Annotated in this window: 23 protein-coding genes; 18 read left to right on the plus strand and 5 right to left on the minus strand. The window is 59.6% G+C overall.

The window, feature by feature from the left end:
• Positions 1-27 precede the first annotated feature (27 nt).
• The 4 genes from U1A53_RS24190 to U1A53_RS24205 are packed head-to-tail and all read right to left on the minus strand — an operon-like array spanning position 28 to position 3,439.
• Positions 28-558 (minus strand): hypothetical protein, encoded by a 531-nt coding sequence (locus U1A53_RS24190; protein ID WP_322284451.1) that lies wholly within the window; start codon positions 556-558, stop codon positions 28-30.
• Positions 559-568: 10 nt separating this feature from the next.
• Positions 569-1,468 (minus strand): glycosyltransferase family 2 protein, encoded by a 900-nt coding sequence (locus U1A53_RS24195; protein WP_322284452.1) that lies wholly within the window; start codon positions 1,466-1,468, stop codon positions 569-571.
• On the minus strand, positions 1,465-2,304 hold the full coding sequence (locus U1A53_RS24200; protein WP_322284453.1) for a class I SAM-dependent methyltransferase: 840 nt from the start codon (positions 2,302-2,304) through the stop codon (positions 1,465-1,467). Before U1A53_RS24200 ends, U1A53_RS24195 begins: the two co-directional genes overlap by 4 nt.
• A complete protein-coding gene (locus U1A53_RS24205; protein ID WP_322284454.1) occupies positions 2,297-3,439 on the minus strand; it encodes a glycosyltransferase family 4 protein in 1,143 nt (380 codons plus the stop codon). Before U1A53_RS24205 ends, U1A53_RS24200 begins: the two co-directional genes overlap by 8 nt.
• 172 nt (positions 3,440-3,611) lie before the next feature.
• Between U1A53_RS24205 and cysC the strand changes: the two genes are divergently transcribed.
• The 4 genes from cysC to U1A53_RS24225 are packed head-to-tail and all read left to right on the plus strand — an operon-like array spanning position 3,612 to position 7,068.
• Positions 3,612-4,229, plus strand: a complete 618-nt coding sequence (cysC, locus tag U1A53_RS24210) for an adenylyl-sulfate kinase (protein ID WP_322284455.1) — start codon at positions 3,612-3,614, stop codon at positions 4,227-4,229.
• 39 nt (positions 4,230-4,268) lie between these two features.
• The gene (neuC, locus tag U1A53_RS24215; protein ID WP_322284456.1) at positions 4,269-5,423 is read left to right on the plus strand and encodes a UDP-N-acetylglucosamine 2-epimerase; all 1,155 of its coding nucleotides are present in this window, start codon (positions 4,269-4,271) and stop codon (positions 5,421-5,423) included.
• Between the two features lie 6 nt (positions 5,424-5,429).
• Positions 5,430-6,365 (plus strand): class I SAM-dependent methyltransferase, encoded by a 936-nt coding sequence (locus U1A53_RS24220; RefSeq protein ID WP_322284457.1) that lies wholly within the window; start codon positions 5,430-5,432, stop codon positions 6,363-6,365.
• Positions 6,358-7,068: an acylneuraminate cytidylyltransferase family protein gene (locus tag U1A53_RS24225; protein WP_322284458.1), complete on the plus strand. Its 711-nt coding sequence runs from the start codon at positions 6,358-6,360 to the stop codon at positions 7,066-7,068. Before U1A53_RS24220 ends, U1A53_RS24225 begins: the two co-directional genes overlap by 8 nt.
• On the opposite strand, the gene asnB is transcribed toward U1A53_RS24225, so the two are convergent.
• On the minus strand, positions 7,069-8,898 hold the full coding sequence (asnB, locus tag U1A53_RS24230) for an asparagine synthase (glutamine-hydrolyzing) (RefSeq protein WP_322284459.1): 1,830 nt from the start codon (positions 8,896-8,898) through the stop codon (positions 7,069-7,071). It abuts the gene before it with no gap.
• A gap of 134 nt (positions 8,899-9,032) precedes the next feature.
• Here asnB and U1A53_RS24235 point away from each other — a divergent pair, with 134 nt between their 5' ends.
• The 14 genes from U1A53_RS24235 to U1A53_RS24300 all read left to right on the plus strand — a co-directional run bounded on the left by U1A53_RS24235 (position 9,033) and on the right by U1A53_RS24300 (position 23,443).
• Positions 9,033-10,544: a surface carbohydrate biosynthesis protein gene (locus tag U1A53_RS24235; RefSeq protein WP_322284460.1), complete on the plus strand. Its 1,512-nt coding sequence runs from the start codon at positions 9,033-9,035 to the stop codon at positions 10,542-10,544.
• Between the two features lie 18 nt (positions 10,545-10,562).
• Positions 10,563-11,666: a Gfo/Idh/MocA family oxidoreductase gene (locus U1A53_RS24240; protein ID WP_322284461.1), complete on the plus strand. Its 1,104-nt coding sequence runs from the start codon at positions 10,563-10,565 to the stop codon at positions 11,664-11,666.
• Positions 11,667-11,689: 23 nt separating this feature from the next.
• Positions 11,690-13,216, plus strand: a complete 1,527-nt coding sequence (locus U1A53_RS24245; RefSeq protein ID WP_322284462.1) for an N-acetylneuraminate synthase family protein — start codon at positions 11,690-11,692, stop codon at positions 13,214-13,216.
• Positions 13,217-13,218: 2 nt separating this feature from the next.
• Positions 13,219-13,872, plus strand: a complete 654-nt coding sequence (locus tag U1A53_RS24250) for an HAD hydrolase-like protein (protein WP_322284463.1) — start codon at positions 13,219-13,221, stop codon at positions 13,870-13,872.
• Complete coding sequence (locus U1A53_RS24255; RefSeq protein ID WP_322284464.1) at positions 13,869-14,756, plus strand: class I SAM-dependent methyltransferase; 888 nt, start codon at positions 13,869-13,871, stop codon at positions 14,754-14,756. Before U1A53_RS24250 ends, U1A53_RS24255 begins: the two co-directional genes overlap by 4 nt.
• Positions 14,757-14,784: 28 nt before the next feature.
• Positions 14,785-15,474 (plus strand): hypothetical protein, encoded by a 690-nt coding sequence (locus U1A53_RS24260; RefSeq protein WP_322284465.1) that lies wholly within the window; start codon positions 14,785-14,787, stop codon positions 15,472-15,474.
• Positions 15,475-15,498: 24 nt separating this feature from the next.
• On the plus strand, positions 15,499-16,515 hold the full coding sequence (locus U1A53_RS24265) for a sulfotransferase (protein WP_322284466.1): 1,017 nt from the start codon (positions 15,499-15,501) through the stop codon (positions 16,513-16,515).
• A 66-nt stretch (positions 16,516-16,581) separates the two neighbouring features.
• Entirely contained in the window at positions 16,582-18,207 is a 1,626-nt protein-coding gene (locus U1A53_RS24270) for a class I adenylate-forming enzyme family protein (protein WP_322284467.1), read from the plus strand.
• Positions 18,207-18,416: an acyl carrier protein gene (locus tag U1A53_RS24275; protein WP_322284468.1), complete on the plus strand. Its 210-nt coding sequence runs from the start codon at positions 18,207-18,209 to the stop codon at positions 18,414-18,416. The genes U1A53_RS24270 and U1A53_RS24275 overlap by 1 nt, the downstream gene beginning before the upstream one ends.
• Positions 18,406-19,473, plus strand: coding sequence for a hypothetical protein (locus U1A53_RS24280; protein WP_322284469.1), 1,068 nt, complete (start codon positions 18,406-18,408; stop codon positions 19,471-19,473). The genes U1A53_RS24275 and U1A53_RS24280 overlap by 11 nt, the downstream gene beginning before the upstream one ends.
• Positions 19,474-19,497: 24 nt before the next feature.
• A complete protein-coding gene (locus tag U1A53_RS24285) occupies positions 19,498-20,307 on the plus strand; it encodes a sulfotransferase domain-containing protein (protein ID WP_322284470.1) in 810 nt (269 codons plus the stop codon).
• Between the two features lie 66 nt (positions 20,308-20,373).
• Positions 20,374-21,795: a hypothetical protein gene (locus U1A53_RS24290; protein WP_322284471.1), complete on the plus strand. Its 1,422-nt coding sequence runs from the start codon at positions 20,374-20,376 to the stop codon at positions 21,793-21,795.
• Entirely contained in the window at positions 21,792-22,742 is a 951-nt protein-coding gene (locus U1A53_RS24295) for a polysaccharide deacetylase family protein (protein ID WP_322284472.1), read from the plus strand. The genes U1A53_RS24290 and U1A53_RS24295 overlap by 4 nt, the downstream gene beginning before the upstream one ends.
• The gene (locus U1A53_RS24300; protein ID WP_322284473.1) at positions 22,742-23,443 is read left to right on the plus strand and encodes an acylneuraminate cytidylyltransferase family protein; all 702 of its coding nucleotides are present in this window, start codon (positions 22,742-22,744) and stop codon (positions 23,441-23,443) included. Before U1A53_RS24295 ends, U1A53_RS24300 begins: the two co-directional genes overlap by 1 nt.
• Positions 23,444-23,467 lie beyond the last annotated feature (24 nt).

The raw sequence follows: 23,467 nt of genomic DNA on the forward strand, positions 1-23,467 counted from the left end.
CACTCAATCCATCGACCACCTGCCGCACTAACCACCCAAATTTGGGGAGAAGTTGAAGGGAATCAGGTGGGTGTCGAGGGGGAGGCGGTATTTGTCGGGCTGGGCATGGTTGTAGGCGCGGGTGGGGGTGTTGACAAAATGGGCGTCGTCGTGACCGACGTTTTGTACGGCGTGAAAGACACCGGCGGGGATGCGTACGAGGCCGCGTTTGCGGTCGCTGAAGTTGAGGATGTTGAGCTGTTGGTAGGTGAGGGAGTCAGGACGGTCATCGAAAAGGACGACGCGGAAGGAACCGAGGGCGAAGAAGAGGCGGTCGGTCTGGAGCAGGTGTTTGACCCAGCCTTTGGTTTTGCCGGGACGGACGCTGGCGAAATAGGAGTACACCATGGGCTCGTCATCAAAGCCCCAGGCGGCGCTGTACAACTCGCAGAGATCGCCCCGGTCATCGGGATGGGTGACGGCATGGCGCACTTTGACGCCATCAATGAGGGGCTGAACGCTCTGACCTTGTGGGGTGACGGTTTGCGAATCGGGGACGGCGGGGAGTTCGGGGTGCATCTGGAATGAATCAGTCTTTGGGCGGGAGGCCTTTGTATTTACGACGTTGATCAAAGACAGCTTTTTTGTAGCCAAGGATTTTCCGGGCATGCCACCGGAGGGAGCGGAGCCCTTCGCGGAGCAGAAACGTGAGGCCCGGCCGTGGTCGCAGCGCGGCGGCGAGGAGTTCCTCGCGTTCGAGATCGATGCCGTCCTCTATCTTCTGCATCCAGGCAGCCTGTTCATGGCAGGGCCGCTCGTGATACACATTTTTCCGCAACGCGGCGGGAAGTTTCAAGGCAGTGAGCCGCGGCACAAAGCGGCTGGTGCCGCCGGCGGCATGCATGCGATTGATCAGATCGGCCTCGGGGTCGATGGAGATGTCGCGATAGGAGCGCCAGCCGCCGATGGATTGCGCGAGGTCTTTGCGGTGGAGCAGCCCGGTGGGTGGAATCCATCTGCCCGGCTGGTAGTGCCGGGGATGCTGCGGCATCAACCACCGGGTTTGATCCGGCAGGATATATGACACCAGGCTCCAGGCGAAGTCTGCGCCGGCATCCAAGGCGGGGATGAGCGCCTCCAGATGATGCGGCAGCCAGAGATCATCGTGACCGAGATAGGCAATGTAGTCGCCACGTGCGCGCTCGATGCCGGCGTTGTTGGGACCGCCCTGCTGGCCGAAATTGACGGGCAGATTGTGCCAGTGAACGCGGGGATCCTTGATGGCGCTGACGACCTGCGCCGAATCGTCGGTGCAGGCGTCTCCGACCACCCACAGCTCGAAGTCGGTGCGCGTCTGCCGCAGCACACTGCCGATGGAATAAGGCAGGACGGAACTCCAGTTGTAGGTGGCGATCACCACGGTGACTTTGGGATTGGGCAGCACGGCGTGTTCGGTATGCGAGCCCTGATGGTGCGTCAATGCGGTCATGACACCTTGAGCCAGCCGGCGTAGGCCCCATACGGCACCGAAGACACGCCTTCGGCTCCTTCCAGCAGAAGTTCGCCGCTCTCGACACCGCCGCCGAAGACGCTGAACTCCTGACGCATGAGGTGCCGCAGCGTGGTGGGCGAGACCGCGCCCTGACGGCAGAAGAGCAGCACGCCGGCCGGTTTGTCGGACAGCAGACCGCTGACCGTGCCGAGCAGCGCGCCGAGATCGCGCTCGACCTCAAACGCGCCGCGTTTCGCGTCGCGCGGCACCTGCGGGTCGATGACGATGAGATCGTAGCGGTTCGTCTGCGCGCGCTCACGCTGGGCGAACTTCACCGGATCATCGACGACCCAGCGGATGTCGCGGTTGGCGAGGGTGTTGATGGCGGCGTGATCGCGGGCGCGCTTGATCATCTCTGCGGAGCCCTCGACATGCACCACGGCGGCGCCGGCCTGTGCCGCCGCCAGCGTGATGCCGCCCGCACCGCCGAACAAGTTCAGCACGCGCGCGGGACGCCGCTGCTGCTCTGCAAACGCGATGCACAGCGCCTGCACGCGCTCCCAATGCTCCTCCAGTTCCGGTGCCAGCGCGCGCACACCGCCGCCCGCAGGGGAAAGCTGGAAGCGCACGGAGCCGATCTTCACCCGCAGCGGCTCCTTGAGCTCGCGCTTGAGTTCCACGGCCTTCCGCCACTCGGCCCCGGACAGCTTGCGCCGCCACCAGGCCGCATGGCAGGCGCGTGTGCTGATGATCCCGCCGAGCTTTTCCAGCACACGCCCGCCGCCGCTGTCGAGCAACTCATAGGCTTCGTTGTCTTGATGATTCTCAACCATGCTTTTCTCCCAGATAGGTTTGATAGATCTCCTCCAGCCGGTCGAGCATGAACTCGATGCTGTGCTTCTGCTCGACCATGGCACGACCTTCACGGTTCATGCGCGTTGTTTCTTCCCGCTGGTCAAAAGTTTCGGCGATGCGCGCCGCCAGCGCTTCTGCATCGCCCGAAGCGAAGATGCGGCCGGTTTTGCCGTTCTGAATGATCTCGGGAATGCCACCGCAGTCACTGCCGACCACCGCCGTGCCGCAGGCAAGCGCCTGCAGGCCGATCTGCGGCACGCCCTCGTGCTTGAGGGAGGGAATGCACAGCACATCAAGCGCGCGCAACACCTCGGGGATGTCCTCGCGATGACCGGTGAAATGCACCTGGCCTTCGACGCCGTGCTTCCGCGCCATGCCGGCGTAGTTTTCCATGGGGGCGCCACCGCCGACGACCACGAACTGAAAATCACGCCCCGCCTCGCGCAGTTTGCGGATGGCGTCAAAGAACACGGCATGCCCTTTCCAGGAACGCAGCACCGAGACCATGCCGATGACCGGCGGCGCGCCGGGCTCCTGCCGCAGTGGCAGCTCCGCCTTCGCCCCCTCAGGATGAAACCGCGCGACATCAATGCCCGTGGGCATCGTGGTGATGTGGGCGTCCGGCAGAGGGAAGATGCGCTGAAAGTGATCCGTGATCTTCTGGCTGGTGGTCAGCACATGGTCGGCAAAGGTCGTGAAGGCATGCCGGCTGATGCGAGGATTGGGATAGCTCACGTCGATGTGCCGGCTGCGGATGAGCAGCGGCACACGCGCGAGCCGCGCAGCGACGCCGAGCAGCCAGCCATCCCGCGAGCTGTGGGTGTTGACGATCTCGATCTTCTCCTGCCGCAGCCAGAGCGCCAGCCGCACCGCGTCGAAAGGCAGACGCCGGCGGTCAAACGCGCAGGCGCGCACGCCCATGCCCGCCGCCGTCGCACGCTTGAAGATCTGGCTCTGCGGGTGCGCCACCAGCCACACCGGACAGCCGCGGCTTTGAAAGCCGGACAATTCCGCCATCACACGATGCTCCTGGCCGCCCCAGCCGCGGGAGGCTTCGGAATGCAGGATGCACCAGCGGGCGTGAGGCTGGGTGGAAGGTACGGTGGTGTGCAAGAAAGCGTCTCTTGTCCGTCCCCGGCCAAAAAGAAAGCGGAAAAACACGCCGCCAATCCTGGCGTGCAAAGAACTGTGTTTCTTCGTTGCGCGGGGCAGCGGCAAATTCCAAGATAAAGCCGGAAACGATCACACGCAGCTGCTGCGGAGATTCAACGCTATCAACGACGACATGCCCCCGGAGCCCGCCACCAATCTCACGCGCACTCATTACCTGATCGCGACCTCGGAACGCGAAATTCTCACCGGACACCACGGCGTTGTGGTGTGGATGACCGGACTTTCAGGCGCGGGCAAGTCGAGCATCGCGGTGGGCCTGGACCAGCATTTGAACCAGCAGCGGCAGCATTCCTTCATCCTGGACGGCGACAACCTCCGGTCCGGCCTGTGCGCCGATCTTTCCTTCAGCGACCAGGACCGCACTGAAAACATCCGCCGCGCCGGCGAGGTGGCCAAGCTCATGGCCGAGGCCGGGCTGATCGTTATTTGCGCCCTCATCTCCCCGTTTGAGGCGGACCGCCTGAAGGTGCGACAGAGCTGTGAAAAATCGTCTGTTCCGTTCATGGAGGTGTTCATCAACGCCCCGCTCGAAGTGTGTGAGAAGCGCGACCCCAAGCACCTCTACCAGCGCGCACGAGCCGGTGGCATCACCGGCTTCACCGGCATCGACTCCCCCTATGAGGCCCCGGTGAACCCGGAGGTCGAGTTGCGCACCGATCTGAACACGCTGGAAGAATGCATCCGCCAGCTCGCAGGCCGCATCCTGGAAAAAACGGCCATCGTGACCTGAACGTTGAATTTGAACCCCTGCACGAGACCTGTTTCACTCATGACCCGAAAAGTTTGCATCGTCGTCACCGCCCGGCCGAGCTATTCCCGCATCCGCAGCACCATGCTGAGGCTGCGCGAGATGCCCGGGGTCGAGCTCCAAGTCGTGCTCGCCGCCTCCTCGTTGCTGGATGTGTATGGCAACGTGGCCGAATTTATCCAGAAGGACGGCTTTGAGGTCAACGCACGCGTTTACAGCGTGGTGGATGGACAAAGCCGGCTGACTTCTGCCAAGACCACAGGCCTGGGCCTGATCGAGCTGGCCACCGTCTTCGACAATTTGAAACCCGACCTCGTGGTGACCATCGCCGACCGTTTTGAAACGATGTCCACCGCCGTGGCTGCCGCCTACATGCACATCCCGCTGGCGCACATCCAGGGCGGTGAGATCACCGGCTCGATCGACGAGAAGGTGCGTCATTCCATCACCAAGCTGGCGGACACCCACTACGTCTCCACCGATCAGGCGCGCAGCTACGTGATCCGCATGGGCGAGTCGCCCGAGTGTGTGTTTAAGACCGGCTGCCCTTCCATCGACATCGCCGCCGAGGTGCTGCAAGCACCGGAACTGTCCGTGGACATCTTTGAGAAATACGGCGGTGTCGGCCACATCCTCGATATCTCCTCCGGTTACATCGTGCTCATGCAGCATCCGGTGACCAACGAGGCCCCCGCCGCACGGCAGCAGATGGACGCCTCTCTGGAGGCTGTACGTCGTCTGGGTCTTCCCGTGCTGTGCTTCTGGCCGAATCTGGATGCGGGCTCCGATGGCATTTCCCGTGCGATCCGCATCCTCCGTGAACGCGGCCATGACGAAAACTTCCATTTCTTCAAGAACATGGCCGGCAATGATTTCCTGCGGTTGCTGCTGCGCTCCAAGGGCATCGTGGGCAACTCCAGCGTGGCCATCCGCGAATGCTCGTTCCTCGGCGTTCCAGCGGTCAACATCGGCACACGCCAGGAAGGCCGCGAGCATGCGCCGAACCTGCTGCACGCCGGCTATGATGCGGATGAAATCGCCACGGCGGTGTCAAAACAACTGAAGCACGGCCACTACGAGTCCTCCCATTTGTATGGCGATGGACTGGCAGGTCCGCGCATCGCGAAACTGCTGTCCGAAGTCCCGCTCGAAACCGCGAAAAAACTTACCTACTGACCCTCCATGTATCCCTCCCCTCTGAGCCGGGCCGAACGCATCCAAAGCCTGGCCTACAACTTCGACGCACAGCCGAAGAAACGCATCAGCCGCTGCAACCTCTCCGGCGCGACCGATCTTATCACCATCACCCATGTGGACCGCTACGGCTACCGCGCCCGGGCCGATTTGTGCCGCAGCTCCGGCCTGGTGTTCCTCAATCCGGTGATGACGCAGGAGGCCTACACCGAGTTTTACATTCACACCTACCGCCCGCTGGTCAGCGCGTTTCACAACCGCCTGATCGACGCCAAAACCATCCAGGACGAGCAGCGCGCTTATGCCGCCGAAGTGATCCAGTTCATCGCCCCGTCCTTCGAGGGCCGCCCAATGCGGCACCTGCTGGACATTGGCGGCTCCACCGGCGTGGTGGCGGAGGAATTCATCAAAGCCTTCGGCTGCAAGGCCACCGTGGTCGATCCCGCGCCGGACGAGCTGGTGGTCGCCGGTGAGATGGGCATGCAGGTGATCCCCGGCTTCATCGAAGACGTGGACGTCGGCAGCGGCACCTACGACTTCGTGATGATCTGCCAGAGCATCGACCACCTGCTGGATGTGGACCTCGCCATCCAGCGCATGCGCGACGCGATGACGGATGACGGCGTGTTCTTCATCGACATCGTGGACTTCCGCGCGGCGTATCTGCGCAACCAGCGCATCGAGGACGCGATCAAGATCGACCATCCCTATTACTTCACGCAACAGACCATCGAGGCCTACCTGCGCAAACACGGCCTGCGCGTCGAGCGCATGAACTATGCCGCCGACCATCTGCACGTGGGTTTCCTCTGCCGTAAATGCGAGCCGGTGAAGGACTTCCTGCCGGACCGGAAGTGGATCGATTCCTTCATTGACGAAATTCGCAGCATTCAAAACGCGCCGTTGCCTCTGCGTCATGGCTAAGCCGCGCATCATCGGCCTCATTCCGGCACGAGGCGGCTCCAAGGGCATCCCGGGCAAGAACCTGCGCTCCCTCGGCGGCAAGCCGCTGCTGCAATGGGCCTTCGAGGCGGCCAAGGATTCCGGCGTCGTCGAACGCGTCATGCTCTCCACCGATTCAGAGGAGATCGCGGATATGGGTCGCAAGCTCGGCATTGAAGTTCCCTTCCTGCGCCCCGCCGAACTGGCCCAGGATGACACGCCCATGATCGTGGTGCTGAAGCATCTCATCGAGCACCTGCGCGCCACCGATACGCTGCCGGACGCCATCATGCTCCTGCAACCCACCGCGCCGCTGCGTCGTGCGGCGCATTTGAAACAAGCGGGCGAACTGCTCATCCCCGAAGGCGTGGACTCCGTGGTGGGCGTGACAGAAATCCCGCAGCATTACGCGCCGCATTACGCGATGAAGATCACTCCCGACGGACATCTCACTCATTACCTGCCGGACAGCGCCGCGATCAAACGCCGTCAGGACGTTCCCAAGGCTTATTCGCGCGACGGCACGGTTTACCTCTTCCGTATTTCGACGCTGGAGACGTATAACGACATCTACGGCGCGAACTGCATTCCGCTGCTGATTCCATCGGATGAGACGCTCAATCTCGACACGATGGAAGACTGGGAGCATGCGGAACGGGTTTTCTCCCGCACGCACGCCGCCTGATCAGTCGAGAAACTGACGCGCCCATATTTCGAGATTGATCCACTGCCAGATGAAGAAGGAGTTCTGATTGTCGCCGGCCAGATAGCGGGCATAACGCTCCTTCGCACGGTCGGGACAAACCCACCCGCGCTGACGGAAGGAGGCGCTGTTCAGCACCTCCTCGACGAAGGGCCGCCACTCATGCCCCAGCCACTCGCGCTGCGGACTTTGCACCGTGCGCTTCGGCGCTTCGGCGACGGTGGGATCCATCTTACGCCGCAAGAGTTCGCGCACGGGCGCCTTGGTGCCCCGGCGGTTCATCAACAGCTCAGCCGGCAGAGCCAGGCCCCACTCCACCAACTCGTGGTCCATGAACGGCACGCGCAGCTCCTTGGAGTACATCATGGAGATGCGTTCGTTGAACCGAAGGGCGCGGGGAATCTTGGTGGCCACCAGATCACTCATGGCCAGGTCACGTGCGGCATTGCCGGTCAAGGCCGGCAGGACGGGCACACGTATTTCGGCATTTTGCAGGGCGGAACCGAGTGATTCACGATGAAACGGAATCGTGCCGTCAATCGCCGCACCACCGCCGACGCGGGCATGAACCAGGCTTTTTTCGATGCTGGCACGCGGCTCCTGCCAGAAGGCCATGTACTCGGCCAGCGCGCTTTCATACGCCGCCGTGCCCAGCTTCTGCGCCAGATCCGCCAGGTGGTATTTCTTGTAGCCGAGGAAGATTTCATCCACGCCATTGCCATCCAGCAGTACGGTCACTCCCAACGAGTGCGCACACTCATACAGGGGCGCAAAGCCAATGACCGGCACGCCTCCGAAGGGTTCACCCTGATGCCGCATGACCGATTCAAAGCGCGCGAGGCAGTCGGCGGCATCCTGCAGGACGTAGTGGCAGTTCACCCCGGTGCCGCGTGTGGCGCGCTCCACCCATTCCCGCTCGCTATAGGGATCTTCATAGTCCTGGGTGAAACCGTGGATTTCAGGATGGAACCGCGTGACATAGTGAATCAACGCGGATGAATCCACTCCACCGGAAACATTCACCCCCACGGGCACGTCGCTGATGAGATGACGCTTCACCACCTCGGCCAGAAGATGATCCAGTTCATCCAGCAATTCGTCACCGCTGAGGACAACGCGACGGGAGGCCTTCGCGGCCACATCATACCAACGGCTGATCCGCACGGATGAGGGATCCTCCAGACTCACATGCGCGCAACAGCCCGCCTCAAGACGGCCCACACCAAGGAAGAAGGTGCTGGTGCCGATTTCATAAGCGCCGGTGGCCAAATAGGTCTTGATGGTGTCCAGATCAGGCAAGGACTCTCCAAGCAGGAGCAGCAGTGGAGGAATCTCGCTGGCAAAGAGCCAGTCACCATTCACATGCGCGTGGTAAAAAGGCTTGATACCGAAACGGTCACGCGCAGCAAAGATCGTCTTCTCCTCACGATCATAAATCGCGAAGGCAAACATGCCGTTCAGATGATCGAGCATCTTTTCCCCCATCCGGCTGAAAAGCGCCAGCAGCACCTCGGTGTCACCGTCCGTCTGCCAGTCGTGTTCGGGTGCCAGCGCACGCAGTTCTCGGTAATTAAAAATCTCGCCGTTGAAAACGATCAGATACCTGCCGCAGGCGGACTTCATCGGCTGGTTCGCACGGTCGTTGAGATCCAGGATTTTGAGGCGCTGGTGGCCTAGCATGACACCACCTTCCTCGATCATCTCCAGACGAAAGGCATCCGGTCCCCGGTGATGCATGAGATCAAGCGCACGACGGCAAAGATCCTGATCAAAGTTTTTTCGCAGGCTGAGCCCGCCAAGAATGCCACACATGCTCGAGTTCGGTGATGATGCACCAGACTGGCGGCGAAGCCCTGCCTTCGCAACACGAAACCGGGCGGTGAAATGATTCGCGGCAGAGGCGTCAGCCAGACGGCTTGCAAGCAGATGAAACGACGCTACCAGTCGTGCCAGCCTTCCTCCGGCCCATCCGCTCTCCCGCATTGGACAGACAGCAACCATCGCCATCGACCGACCAGACGCCGGGCCTCGCCGCCCGACTTTTTCATGCGGACTTTCTGCAACCCGGCACAAAAGCACTGCTGTTCCCGGTCGAAACCATCAGCCGCGAGCTGGATTTCAAGCTGGTGCTGGCCGGTTACTGCGCAAGGCCGGGAAACCAGATCTTCCTGGGCAACCACACGGACATTTACGAACTGGGCAAACGGCTGCGGCACGGCCTCTACGTCGGCAAGAACGTCCTCAATGTGTCCCCCACCCGTCTGCGGGTGTGCTACGACGACCTGAAGCAAAACCACTGCCGTGTCATTTACCTTGATGAAGAGGGGGCAATCTTTGCCGGCGGTCCCAACGACTGGAAGGAGGACATGATCCGCAAGTTTGACCCGCGCTGGCTCAACGCGGAAGACCACGCCTGCGCCTGGGGCACGTTTCAAGAGCAGCTCTACCATGATCTGAAGCCCGCCTGTGACAAAAACATCGCCCTCACGGGCCATCCACGCTTCAGCCTGTGCCATGACCGTTTTCTCCCATTGTATCAAAACGAAATCAATGATCTGAAACGCCAGCACGGGAAGTTCATTCTGGTCAGCACCAATTTCACCCGTGGAAACTTTGGTACCGGGCCGGAGTACTTCTTCAAGCGCTACCACGTCACGCCGGACTCGCCGCTGCGGTCGCCCTTGATCCAGGAGTTCGCCTACCACCAGCAGAAGCTGGCCATCTTCATCCGCCTCGTCAGCCGCCTCAGCGATAGCTTCCCTGACCACAAGATCATCCTGCGCCCACACCCCAGCGAGGGCCACGCCATCTATCAGGCCATCCTCAAATACATCCCGCGAGCGGAGATCCAGGTGCACGGCTCCCTCACCGCCTGGCTGCGCGCGGCAGACGCCCTGATCCACTGCGGCTGCACCACCGGCATCGAAGGCTGGCTGTGCGGCACCTACGTGCTCAACTACCAGCCGCTGCATGATGAACGATTCGAGCGCAGAATTCCCAACCTCGTCGGTGAACGCTGTGAGGCAGAGGACGATGTCATCGCCAGGTTGAGCACCGCCCTGACGCTCGAAGAACCTCCACACACCACTCTCACCCCCGAAGCTCTGGCACTGATGAAAAGCCTCATCGACAATGTGGAGCAGTCCACGGAGAGCTTTGAAAAGCTCGCCCGCCTCGTGGCCAGTGTTGAAGACGAACTGCCTGCGACCACGGCCATCGCATCGCTCGCTTTATTCGCGAGACGCGGGGTGTCCGAGAGGTTAAAGCGGGCCATCCGTTCCCGTTATCCACGATTCATCAAACCTTGGAAACCGCGCAACACCTACCAGCACCAGCGCTTCCCCGGCCTGGATCCTGTGGTCATTGATTCCAAGCTGGCCTTTGTCAGTGAGCTGACAGGACGCCCGCTCATTGCGAAATATTGGAGTTCCAAGTTGATGAGCGTCTCATGCGGGTAAAGTCACCGCTTCCATTCCATGAATTTATCTCGAATCAAAATCTACGGCGCAGGCTCCATCGGCAACCATCTGGCCAATGCGGCCCGGACACTCGGCATGAGCGTTTGCGTGGTGGACCGTGACCGCGAGGCGCTGCGCCGCATGCGGGAGGACATCTACCCCTCTCGCTATGGCCGTTGGGATGATGGCATCACACTCCACACCTCCGAGGATGAACCGGAGGGAGGATTCGACCTTATCTGCGTGGGAACCCCTCCTGCCGCGCATGTTCCACTGGCTTTGAAAGCGCTGAAGGAGAAACCCAAGGCGATCCAGGTCGAAAAACCCCTCTGCATGCCCGATATGGCCTCGGCGGCTGAACTGAGGCGGCTAGCGAATGACAATGGAGTGAAGGTGTTTGTCGGTTACGACCATGTGGTGGGCAAATCCGCCCGCCAGGCCGTCGAGATGGTGAAGGAAGGCGTCATCGGCGATGTACTCACCCTCGACGTGGAATTCCGCGAGTTTTGGGGCGGTATTTTTGCCGCACACCCGTGGCTTGCCGGACCTCACGACAGCTATCTGGGCTTCTGGAAGCAGGGGGGCGGCGCCAGTGGCGAACATTCCCACGCGCTCAATCTCTGGCAGCATCTTGCACGCAGCTTTGACTTTGGCCGTGTCACGCAGGTGGACGCCCTCATGCGCTACGTGACCAACGAGCGCGTGGACTATGATGAGCTGTGCTCGCTGCATCTGATCACCGACAAAGGCTTCTGCGGACGAGTGATTCAAGATGTTGTAACGCAGCCCGTGCGTAAGGTGGCCATCATTCAGGGCAGCAAAGGCACGCTGACGAATCATGTGAACCACAGCAAGGCGGGCGATGCGCTGATCCTGCACCTCACCGGCAAGGATCCCGTGATAACCACCGTGGCGAAGGCCCGGCCGGATGATTTCATCGAGGAACTGAAGCACATCGACGCCTCCCTGAATGCCGCAGCCCCCGTCAGTCCCCTCGACCTCGACTTTGGTCTCGACACCATGATGGTGGTTGCCGCCGCCCACCGTTCCCACGCCACAGGCCGCAGAATGGTACTGCCAACACCTCCGGATTACAGCCTGGAGTCGCTCCGATTCGTCTGATTCACCCACGAGAACTCATTTGCATGCAGAACCGATTCGATTTTCGCGGCCTTTACGTCCTGGACATGGCCAACAACCACCAAGGACAGGTGGATCATGGCCTGCGCATCATCCAGGAGCACGGCCAGGCCGTGGCCAAACATGGTGTGAAGACCGCGCTGAAGTTTCAATTTCGTCATTTTGAAACCTTCATCCACCCGGCTCACCAATCCGGCTCCACGAACAAGCACATCCCGCGCTTTCTGGCCAATGCGCTGAGCGATGATGACTTTGCCCGGCTGACCACCGCCGTCCGTGAGGCCGGCATGCTCACCATGGCGACTCCGTTCGATGAAGAGTCGGTCGATCTCATCGAGAAACTCGACATCTCCATCATCAAGATCGCCAGTTGCTCCGCACGTGACTGGCCTCTGCTGGAAAAAGCCGCCCGTTACAACCGGCCCGTGATCGTCTCCACCGGCGGCCTGACCCTTGCCGAAATCGATGACGTGGTCAGTTTCCTCGAGCACCGCAGCGTGGACTTCGCCCTCATGCACTGCGTGTCGGTCTATCCCACCCCGCCGGAACATCTCCAGCTCAACCAGGTTTCCACGCTGAAGCAGCGTCATCCACGCATCACCGTCGGTTTCTCCACGCATGAAGATCCCGCAGACACGCGTCCGGTGATGGTTGCCGTGGCCAAAGGTGCGGAAATGCTGGAGCGTCACATCGGTGTCGTCACGGATAAAATCCAGCTCAATGCCTATTCCTCCACCCCGGATCAAACAGACGCCTGGATCGCCGCAGCGGAAGACGCGCGTGTCATGTGCGGCGCCGTCACACGCCCGATCTCGATCGCATCCGAACAAGAGTCCCTCAAATCACTGAAGCGCGGCGTGTTTGCCGTCCGGGATCTGCAAACCGGAGATGCGCTGGCATCCGATGCGGTTTATTTCGCCATGCCAATGACGGAAGGCCAGTTGACCAGCGAGCATTGGAAGCCCGGCATCACCCTGCTTCAGCCTGTGGTCAAAGATGGGGCGGTCATGGAGGGAATCCTCCAGCGGCCACCGTTGCCGCCGAAGCACCGCCTCATCGACGCCATCCACGAGATCAAGAGCATGCTCAATGAGGCACGCATCTTCCTTCCGGTGGACTTCAATCTCGAGTTCTCACATCACTACGGCATCGAAAACTTCGCTGAAACCGGCGCCGTGCTGATTGACTGCATCAACCGCGAGTACTGCAAGAAGCTGGTCATCCAACTGCCCGGACAGGCGCACCCCAACCACTTTCACAAACGGAAAGAAGAGACTTTCCATGTGCTGGCCGGCCAGCTCGAACTCGTGCTGGAGGGCCGTCTGCGCGTGCTCTATCCAGGTGACCTGTATCTCATTCCCCAAGGTGCCTGGCACAGCTTTTCGTCCAAAACCGGCGTCATTTTCGAGGAAGTCTCCACCACTCATCACAACGACGACTCCTTCTACGAAGACAAGCTCATCAACGAGCGCGGCCGCGACTTCCGCAAGACGGTTGTCAAGCAGTGGGGCCGCTATCAGTTGGACGCGTAGCCATGCCGGTCTCCGTCATCGCCTTCGACCTGGACGGTACGCTGATCGATTCCAACCCGGTGAAGCGCCAGGGTTTCGACCATGTGTTCGCCGGCTTCAATACGGGCACGGCAACGGTGGCCCGCGTGCTGGAGACACATCGCAAAGCCTTTCGCACTGTCGTCATCCGCCTCGTTTTGGAGCAACTGCACGCTGCGAGCGAGCCCGGCTGCGAACCAACCGAGGAGCGCGTGCTTGAACTTGCCGCCCGCTACAATCGCTTCTGCATCGACGGCGCCGTCTCATGTCCCGAAATCACCGGGGCTGCACAAACGCTCCAACAACTGTCCGCAAGCCACAAGCTCTTCATCAACACCGCCACCGCCGGTGAGGCGGCGGTCGAAATCATCGAGCGCCGTGGCTGGAGTCACCTGTTCACGGGCGTGCTTGGCTTCCCGCCGGGGAAGCTGGAAAACCTGCAGACCGCCGCCGCACAAACAAGAGTGCAGCACCGAGACGTGCTCATGGTGGGAGACGACGACCACGATGCGGAAGCGGCCACCGCATTCGACTGCCCGTTTATCGCCGTCCAAGGGCCGACTTCACACTTTACTCGTCCTCCGGCCATGGTTATAACCCGCCTGGATGAACTGCCGCCCCTTCTAGCTCTTTTATGACACAAAACCGGATCAAAGACCTTCTGATTCAGCTCGATCTGAGCGCTCCAGGTTCATTCGTGCAGATTTTCGACCGCGTCCGCGACCGTGACGACATCGCCGTGCTGCGCTGCAACAAAAGCGGTGCCATCCTGCTGAGCCGCACGGATCACATGGAGATCAGCCACTATCAGGAGAAGGAAGTCCTCTCCTACTACAACGCCGACTCCGTGCAGTCCGCTGTTCTCAAGACCGAGATCGACGACAGCCGCCGCGAAGCGATGTTCAAGGATCTCGTGCGCAACAAGACCCTGCTCGACGTGGGCTGTGGTGGTGGCGGATCGCTCAAAAAACTCTCCGCCTACGCCAAGTCAGCCGTCGGGGTTGAGCCGCAACGGCTGGCCCGTGGCCTTGCCGAAAATCTGGGGCTGGACGTCAAAGCAGACATCAAGGAAGTGCCGGAGGCTTCCTGCGATGTCGCCACCCTGTTTCATGTTTACGAACACATCACCGATCCGGTCGAATTCCTGAAACTCGTGCGCAGCCGCATCCGTCCAGGCGGCAAAGTGCTCATCGAGGTTCCGCACAGCGGCGACTTCCTCATCAGCTTCCTGGCCTGCGAAGCCTTCATGAAGCACACCTTCTGGAGCGAGCACATCATCCTCCACAGCCGCGTGACTTTGGAGCGTTTCGCCCGTGAGGCAGGATTCGTGAACCCCGTGATTCGTGGCTACCAGCGTTATCCGCTCGCCAACCACCTGCACTGGCTGTCCAACGGCCAGCCTGGCGGACACCTGAACTGGTCCTTCCTGCGCGACGAACAACTCGACGCGGCCTACACGTCCGTCCTCGCCAATCTCAATCTCACCGACACGATCATTCTGGAAGCCTCCAATCCTCTGTAAGCTTTCCGAAGCGCCAGCCCTCTCCCACATGAAGTATCCCAAATACGAAAGGCTCGGTCGCCTCCGCAAATACCTTCAGGAAGTCCACGGCATGCGACGCCTGAAGGCCGACCGGGAGTTGTGGGCCGTACTCGATCCGATCTGCAAGGCGAGTTCGTCCACCGGCTGCACGTTTCATGAGATGTACCTGCTCTACTCGCACATCCTGCGGAAGAAACCGGCATACGTGCTCGAACTCGGTCCCGGTGTGAGCACCATCGTCATGGGCTACGCCGCCAAAAAACTGCGTGCCTCGGGTCATGCCTGCCAGGTGGTGACTATGGAAGACATACCCTTCTACTACGAGGATCTGAAAAAGCTGCTTCCTGCGGAGTTGAACGACTGCGTGCAGTTGATCCTCTCCCCGACCGAGGACCGTGAGGTGAATGGTTTCATCGCACGCCGCTACGTGAACAAGCCACAGCATGAATACGGCCTCGTCTTCATCGACGGCCCAGAGATTCCCAGCCAGAAGGAGGATCCGCGTTACCTTGATGGCGACATTCTTGACGTGGCGGAATGGAACAAGAAGCCCTTCACCGCCTACCTCGACTGCCGCATCGGCACGCGTGATGCGATCAAAGCGCTGCTCCCGCAGGCCGTGATCCACTGGGATCGTCAGCATATGTTTTCCCGCGTCACCATCCCCGCCCCGAGTCTCGACGTTCATGAAACTTGAGCAGTCCCTTGAAGTGCTACTGCGATGAAGAAAATGATCCAAAAGCTCACCCAGGGCATCAGAGAGCGCAAGCATCTGACCGAGGCGGTTTTAACCTACTTGGTCCCTGTCAGACAGCCTTTGCTTCTCATCTCGCAGGTGCAGCGTTCCGGCGGCACACTGCTGAGCCAGTTGCTCGATGCCCATCCTGAACTGCACGCCCATCCTCACGAACTGAAAATTGGCCGGCCGAAAAAAGAGGACTGGCCGCAGCTCGACCCCAAGGAATCTCCGGGAAAACTGTTCGGCGAGATATGGGAGGAAAACACCCGGTTCTTCCTGCAAAACGGCTATCGTAAGGACATCAAAACCCGCGAACAGAAAGAGACCTTTCGCTGCCTTTTTCTGCCCAGCATCATGCGTCGGGCTTTTCTCGCCGACCTGGGCTCCAAGCCCAGCCCTGCTCAGCGCGACGTTTTGGATTCGTATTTCACCGCCTATTTCAACGGATGGCTCGACAATCGCAATCTACATGGCGCCAAAAAATACGTTTCCGGCTTTGTACCCAGCCTGTCTTCAAGGCCTGCAAGCATGGAAAGATACTGGCAGGATTATCCAGATGGACGCGTGATTTTCATCGTTCGTGATCCATGCAGCTGGTATGCTTCGGCTTCCAAGTACATGCCTCAGAAGTTTGGCAACCTGGAAGATGGCCTCCACCAGTGGACAGCCTCCACGGAGGCCATCCTTGAATCGCGCGGCAAAAAGCCGCAGCAGACTTTGCTTTACACCTTTGAGGACCTGGTGACCCGCACCGAAGAAGTGATGCGCTCCATCTGCCGCAACACCGGCTTGAGCTACCATCCAACGGTGCTGGAGCCCACCTTCAATGGCATGCCCATTCGTGCCGCATCCAGTTTTTCAGTCGATCACGTGAGCCACGGCGTGATCAAGGAGACCGCACAGCGCCGGCATTTGCTTGACGATTCCACAATTCGCCGCATTGAGGAAAAAACGTCCTCTATTTACAGCGACGCGCTCAACAAACTGACCCCCATCTAATCCTCTTCACAAGCATGCCGTAGATTGCATGGTTAAAAAGTAGTGCCGCCAATTTCGCTATCGCCTATGAGCCGCCACGATCATTTAGTGCCCCACCAGCGCCTGCCCGGCGACTTTCAGATTGATCATGCCAATGTCGGCACCCTCCTCGCCTTCCAGGCCAAGGCGGCTCCAACCAAGACGTTTCTCATCTGCCCTGGAGCAGATAAGGAAGAATACTCCTACGCTGAGTTTCATGAGCTGGTGCTGCGGACTGCCCGGTTTCTACAGGCCCGAGGATTGAAGAAGGGGCACCGCATCAATCTGATCATTCCCAACTGCGCCGAGTTTCTTCTGCTCTACTTCGCAGCCCTGTCTTTGGGAATCGTCGTCGTGCCGATCAACGAGGATCTGGCGCCGAAGGAGATGAGCTTCATCATCAACAATTCGGAGTCCCGCATCGTCTTTTACGATCCCGGCTATCAGCACAAGGCATCTGAACTCGCCGGCATGATCTCCGCTTCGACCCAGGTCTGCGACGCCGGACGTTATCCCGAGTTCCTGCCTCTGCAGCACGCGACTGATGCGCCGCTTGTGCCGGAAGACTTTGGTGCGACAGACATCGGCATCATCATCTACACCTCCGGCACCACCGGAAATCCCAAGGGTGTGGTGCTGACCCACATGAGCATGCTGGCTGATGCGAAGGCTCTTTCAGAACGACTCAGCTTCAGTTCTGCCACCCGCACCATGACCATCCTGCCGATGTTTCACAACAACGGCCAGATTGTGACCCTGATGACGCCCCTTTACGCGGGCGGTTCGGTCGTTTTGACCAAGGGTAAGGTCTCGCTCATGTCCTTCTGGGGGCTCATCCAGAAGTACGAGGTGACATGGACCAGCGTGATGCCCGCGATCCTTTCCATTCTGCTGAGCTTAAAATCCGAGCGGAAAGATCACTCCTTGGAAGGCATCATCTGCGGCGGCCAGCCATTGACCAAGGCTTTGCAGCAGTCTTTTGAAGATCGTTTCAAGGTGCCTGTGTTCGAAGGCTACGGACTCACCGAATCCACCGCCTACGCCTCATTCAGTGACTATCCGGCGAAAAACAGGAAGCCCGGCTCCATTGGCAAGGCGCTGCCATGCAACCAGATGGCCGTGCTCGACGACAACGGCACCGAGGTGCCCCCCGGCACCGAGGGCGAGATCTGCATGCGGGGTCTGAATGTCGCCAACGAATATCTCAGCCTCCCTGAACGCAACCGCATCTCCTTTGCCAACGGCTGGTTCCACAGCGGTGATTTTGGCCATATGGACAAGGACGGCTTTTTCTATTTTGGCTCTCGAAAGGATCACATGATCATCCGTGGCGGTGAAAATATCTACCCTGCCGAACTCGAGAACGTCATCTTCGAACATCCCTCTGTCGCCGAAGTCGCCGTCATCGGTGTGCCCGATTCCTTGCTCGGAGAGGCCATCGTCGCGTTTGTGAAACTTCATGATGATGCGCAGGCGACCACGGATGAACTCGCCGCCTTCTGCACCGGCAAGATCGCTCACTTCAAACAGGCGCGGGAGATTTACATCATCGACCATTTGCCCAATCTTGACTCCCTGCCCAAAGGCCCCACCAAAAAGGTCTTGTACCGGGAATTGAAGGACTATTATCTAACCAAACTGCCGAAAGAATGCATACCAGGCTCCAAACCGTAATGGCCGAGACCTTCAAGGTTCCCGCCGACTCCATCAACGAAAACTCCTCCGCAGAAAACATCGAGCGCTGGGATTCCTTTGGTTATCTGCAGCTTGTGACCAATCTGGAGGAGGAATATCACGTCAGCTTTGATGAGACCGAGCTGCTGCGAATGACCTCCTACCGCTCCATCAAAGCCATCTTGGAGGGCAAAGGAATTGAAATATGACAAATATCTGCGCCGCTATGAGGACAGGGACTGGCGGTCATTCAAGCAGATGGTCCAGCGGATGTATGGACCACATTATATTTTTACCAACAAGCGCTTTGTTGACTGGCAGCATCGCCACAATGGCAGCCCGTCCTCGCTGTTTCTCATTGATCTGGCCGGGGAACTGAAAGGAGTCCTCGGCTCCGTTCCCCTCAGCCTGAATTTTTTTGGGCGCGACCTTTTTGCGTGGTGCTACGCCAACATTCGGGTGGATCCAGAACTGCGCAAAGTCGGCCTGGGGGTGGCGCTCATCGAATATGGCCGAGCGCCAGACAAACTGGTGTACGGCATGGGCCACAGCGACGAGATGACATCGGTTTACCGCAATCTGGGATGGCGGAGCAACATCCTGCTGAAGCGCTATCTTAAAGTGCTCAATCCAGGCCATGTTGAGCGCTTAAAAACACAGGACTCCCCGCTCACGGCAGAACGGAAACCCTTGGAAGACGGATTCTCCCAGAATTCCTGCGTTCAGATCGACTCTTTCGATGAGACTGTGGACGATTTTTGGCTGTCTGTCCGGGAGAAATACCCCATCACCATCAACCGCTACAGTTCCTACCTCAACTGGCGGTATGCCGATCATCCCATGATCCCGTATAAGATGTTTGTGTGTCGAGGGCCTGACGGCGAGGTCCAGGGTTACGCGATCGTACGCATTGAGGATTCCTCCGGCTACCGGATCGCTCGAATCATCGACTTTGTTTCAAGCGACGCCGCCGAGGCCTCCCTCCTCATGCATGTGGTCGGTTATGGTGAAAAAAACGACGTGGATCTGGTGGATTTCTTTTTTTCAGGCGCTTTCCATGTTCCTGCCTTGCTGGCTGCAGGCTTTATCAGCAATGAAATGCCCGGCTATGAAACGATCCCCATGCTGTTCAACCCCATTGACCGGAACCGCAAGACCGTCAATTTCGCCTATTACCTGCCGTCAGAAGAGCTGCGCCTCCAAGGCGACGATCCTGACAAATGGTACGTCACCAAGGGAGATGGAGACATCGACAGGCCTTATTAACGCCCTCCCGCATTCGCATTCATTATGATCAACCGTCAGATCCGAAAACTTCTTCTCCAGGACTCCTTGTCTGGCCGGCTGACGCGGACCCTATGCGGTCACAAAAATCCGGACGCACTGGCCAACCGCTGCATTTTTCTGGCGTGCCTGCCGAAATCCGGTTCCACCTACATGGCACGTTTGCTCGAAGCCGCCACCCATCGGGTTGGATTGAAGGCCACCTGCCAGATGGGACACGATGAACAGAACATTTTTGAACCGGCGCTTGAACGCTGCGTGCGCAAGCTCTCCGTGGTACAGCAGCACACCCAGGGTGGTGACAACAATGTGGCCTTGCTGGCCAAGTACCGGATGCAGCCTGTCGTCCTGACCCGAAACCTGCCTGACATCGTCCTCTCGCTGCTGGATCACATTCACCTGCACAAGCACACTCGAAATCCCATGGCCTTCGCGCCAGGTGATTTTCTTGACTGGTCGCGCGAAGATCAACTTCGCTGGATCACCTGGGCCTATATGCCCTGGTATTTCAGCTTCTACCAGTCGTGGAAAACCAATGGTGACAAGGTCAACGCCCACTGGGTCGAGTTTAGCGACATGATCGCCCGCCCGACTGAGGTGGTGCGTGAAGTGCTGGAACATATGAATCTGCCATGTGATCTCCAGGCGCTCGAGCAGGCCTCCGACCCGCACAACAGTGGAAAATTCACTCGCATCAACAAGGGAGTGGAAGGTCGTGGCGCGGAACTGCCGCCTGATCTTTTGAGGCACTTGCAACAACTGGCCGATGTCTGGAAATTGAACGCAACTGACCGCCGCCGACTGGGCCTCACCTAAAGACACCGGCCCGGGCCGCCTGAGCACCTCCCATCCGTGCGCCACCCCCACTTCTTATCCTCGTTCGTGAACGCAAGACCTCCCAAGCTCCTGTTCTTTGTCGAGAACCCCACCTCGTTTCAGCACCTGACGCGCTCGAGGCTGCTGCCTCTCATCTCCGGCGACGAAGGATTTGAATGCACCGTGGTGCTGCCGCCAAGCCTGGATCCCTCGCCCGCCGAACGGGAACGTCTTCCCGGAGTCAAATTCCATCTGCTGGACATCCACCAGTTGCGTCCCCGCGACTGGCTGGGCCGGACGCTGAAAAAGGGTGTTCACGTGGTTTCCAGAGATCTCCTCACAGTGCATGCGCCTCACGCCACGCTCTCGCAGGATCGCCGCCATCAATTGAAGCAGCGGGGCAAGAATCTGGACGTGCGGCTTGGTTACGCGCATCTGTTAAAATGGGCAGGGCTGAGCTGGCGGCATATCAGCCGCGTTGCGCAGAACTTTGGGCGCTATACGGAGATTGCCGCCATCCTCGACGAGGTGCGGCCCGATTACGTCGTTTACTTCAACATTCTCATCGGACAGATGGACTTCCTAAGGGAGGTCAAACGTCGTGGCATTCCGCTGATTCTCGACATGCCCAACTGGGATCAGGCGTCATCCAAGGGGCCCATGACCGTCCTTCCCGACCATGTCTTCGTCTGGTCGGAGTTCATCAAGCGTGACTTTTGCGAGATTCACGATTTTCCAACGGATCGCGTGCATCCGATCGGTGTGCTGCAGTTTGACTGTTACTTTCAAGGCAACCCGCCGCTGTCGCGGGAGGAGTTTTGCCAACTCCACCAGATCGACCCCGCCGCGAAAATCGTCCTGTACGCCTACGGCCAGCCGCCGGGCATCAAGGCATGCGAACCCTTCGTGAACGAGATTCTTGGCATCATCGGGGACAATCGTCTGGGGTTTCCATGTCATCTGCTCTTCCGTGCCAGTCCGCGCGTGCCGTTTCCCGCCACGCTGCGTGAACGCCAGAGCATCTCGATCCAGCATCCCCTGGGTCATGAAGCGCCGGACGGGCTGGGATGGATCCCCTCTCCCGAGGAAGACCGCATGCGCATGTCCACGCTGATGCACAGCGATGTGATCATCAACGTCTTCTCCACCATGTGCCTCGACTCATTGTGTCTGCACAAACCGGTGATCAATCTCGGCTATGTGTGCGGTGCGGACGAGAGCCAGCCGAACCTCATGGAGCGGTTCTTCACCTACACGCACGTCATCCCCGTGATACGCAGCAGCGGCACGTGGATTCCACGAAGCCGGCGCGAGCTGGAGCAGTCTCTCACCGAGGCCCTGTCATCCCCCGGAACCAGAAGAAGCGCCGCGGACGAACTGCTGCATGAGATTTGTGGTCCTTCCGACGGCGAGTCCTACCAGCGCTGGCTGGCGGCCTTTGAGAAGGTGCGTGCCGTCGAATCGGGCAAAACAGGAGCGCGTTCATGAATTCCCGCGTCCTCGTCATTTCCTATCACTACGTGCGCGGGAAGGAGAACATCCCCCACCCTGGCATCCACCCGGTCACACCGGAGCTGTTTCTGCATCAAATCGAAAAGCTCAGGAGCCACTACCCCATCATCACACCTGACCAGTTCGAGTCATGGATGAACGGCGCTCCACCCGCAACTTCCTCCGTGCTGCTCACCTACGATGACGGCCTCCGCGACCATCTTCATGCAGCGGCTGAACTCGAACGACTCGGCCTGCGTGGCGCCTTCTTTGTCTGCTCGCGTCCGGCACTGGAAGGCCGGGCGCTGCCGGTTCACAAGGTGCACTGGCTCCGCGCTCATACGCCACCGGAGGATTTTCTGCATCAGTTCTCCAGCTTGCTTCCAGCCAACTGGCAGGCTGTGCTCGCCTCGCCTCCTGCGGACGTCCAGAAGGCCGCCACCGAAACCTACCAGTTCGACGCCCCAGAACATCAGGTGCTGAAATACCTGATCAACTTCACCCTGCCGTACGAATGCGTGGACGATGTAACCACCCGCATGCTGCCTGCCCACGGTCTGGACGAGGAGGAGTTCTGCCGGCGCACCTACCTTTCGCGTGATGAGATCCGCGCCATGGCCGAACGTGGGCACTTGATCGGCTGCCACGGCCATCTTCATCAACCCTTCTCCCGTTTTGACCACGCGGGTCTGCTCGCAGACATCGACACGAACAAGCGCTTCCTGCAAGACCTCGGCATCACGCCGTCATGGCTGGCTTATCCCTATGGCAGCGAGTGGTCGCTGCCGTCGGACACCCGCCGCTTCATCGCTGGCGCAGGCATCCGCGCGGCCTTCACGTATGATCGCGGGTGGAACACCCCACAGGTCCCCCATGACCGTCTCCGGCGCATCGATTGCAACGAGATCGACGCACACCTCACCTCCACCACCACCATCTCCTGATGCACGAAAACCTTCGAATCCTTGCCGTGGTGCCCGCCCGGGGCGGCAGCAAGGGCGTGCCGCTCAAAAACATCAAGCTGCTCGCGGGTCTGCCTTTGATCGCCCACACCGCACGGGTCATCCAGCAGGTGCCACGCATCGACCGTGCCGTGGTTTCGACAGATCACACGGAAATCGCGCGCATTGCCACGGAGCATGGCCTTGCCTGCCTCGGTCCACGTCCCGATGATCTCTCCGGCGACCGCATCAGCGATCTCCCGGTTCTACAGCACGCCTTGGAACAGGCCGAGGCGGCGGACGGCTGTCGTTATGACATCATTCTCATGCTGCAGCCAACCTCCCCCCTCCGGCTGCCAGAAGACATCGACGCCTGCATCGACAAACTGGTGGCGGACGGCCATGACGCCGTGTGGACCGTGTCGCCCATTGATCTCAAATTCCATCCCTTGAAAGTGCTCCGCATCGACGAGGGAAAACTCGATCTCTGGGACAGCCGCGGACACCAAATCATCGCCCGGCAGCAATTGGAACCGCTCTATTACCGCAACGGCATCTGCTATGCCTTCACCCGCAGTTGCCTCATGGAAACCTGTAGCATCTACGGCACCCATGCGGGTGCTTGCATTGTGAACCACGCCTTTGTTAACATCGACACGGAGTCGGATTTTCAAACCGCCGAAACACTGCTGACCCAGTCCTAGAAAACCCCTCGACCTTGACCCGCT

It is taken from the genome of Prosthecobacter sp. (assembly GCF_034366625.1).
Taxonomy (GTDB): Bacteria; Verrucomicrobiota; Verrucomicrobiia; order Verrucomicrobiales; family Verrucomicrobiaceae; genus Prosthecobacter.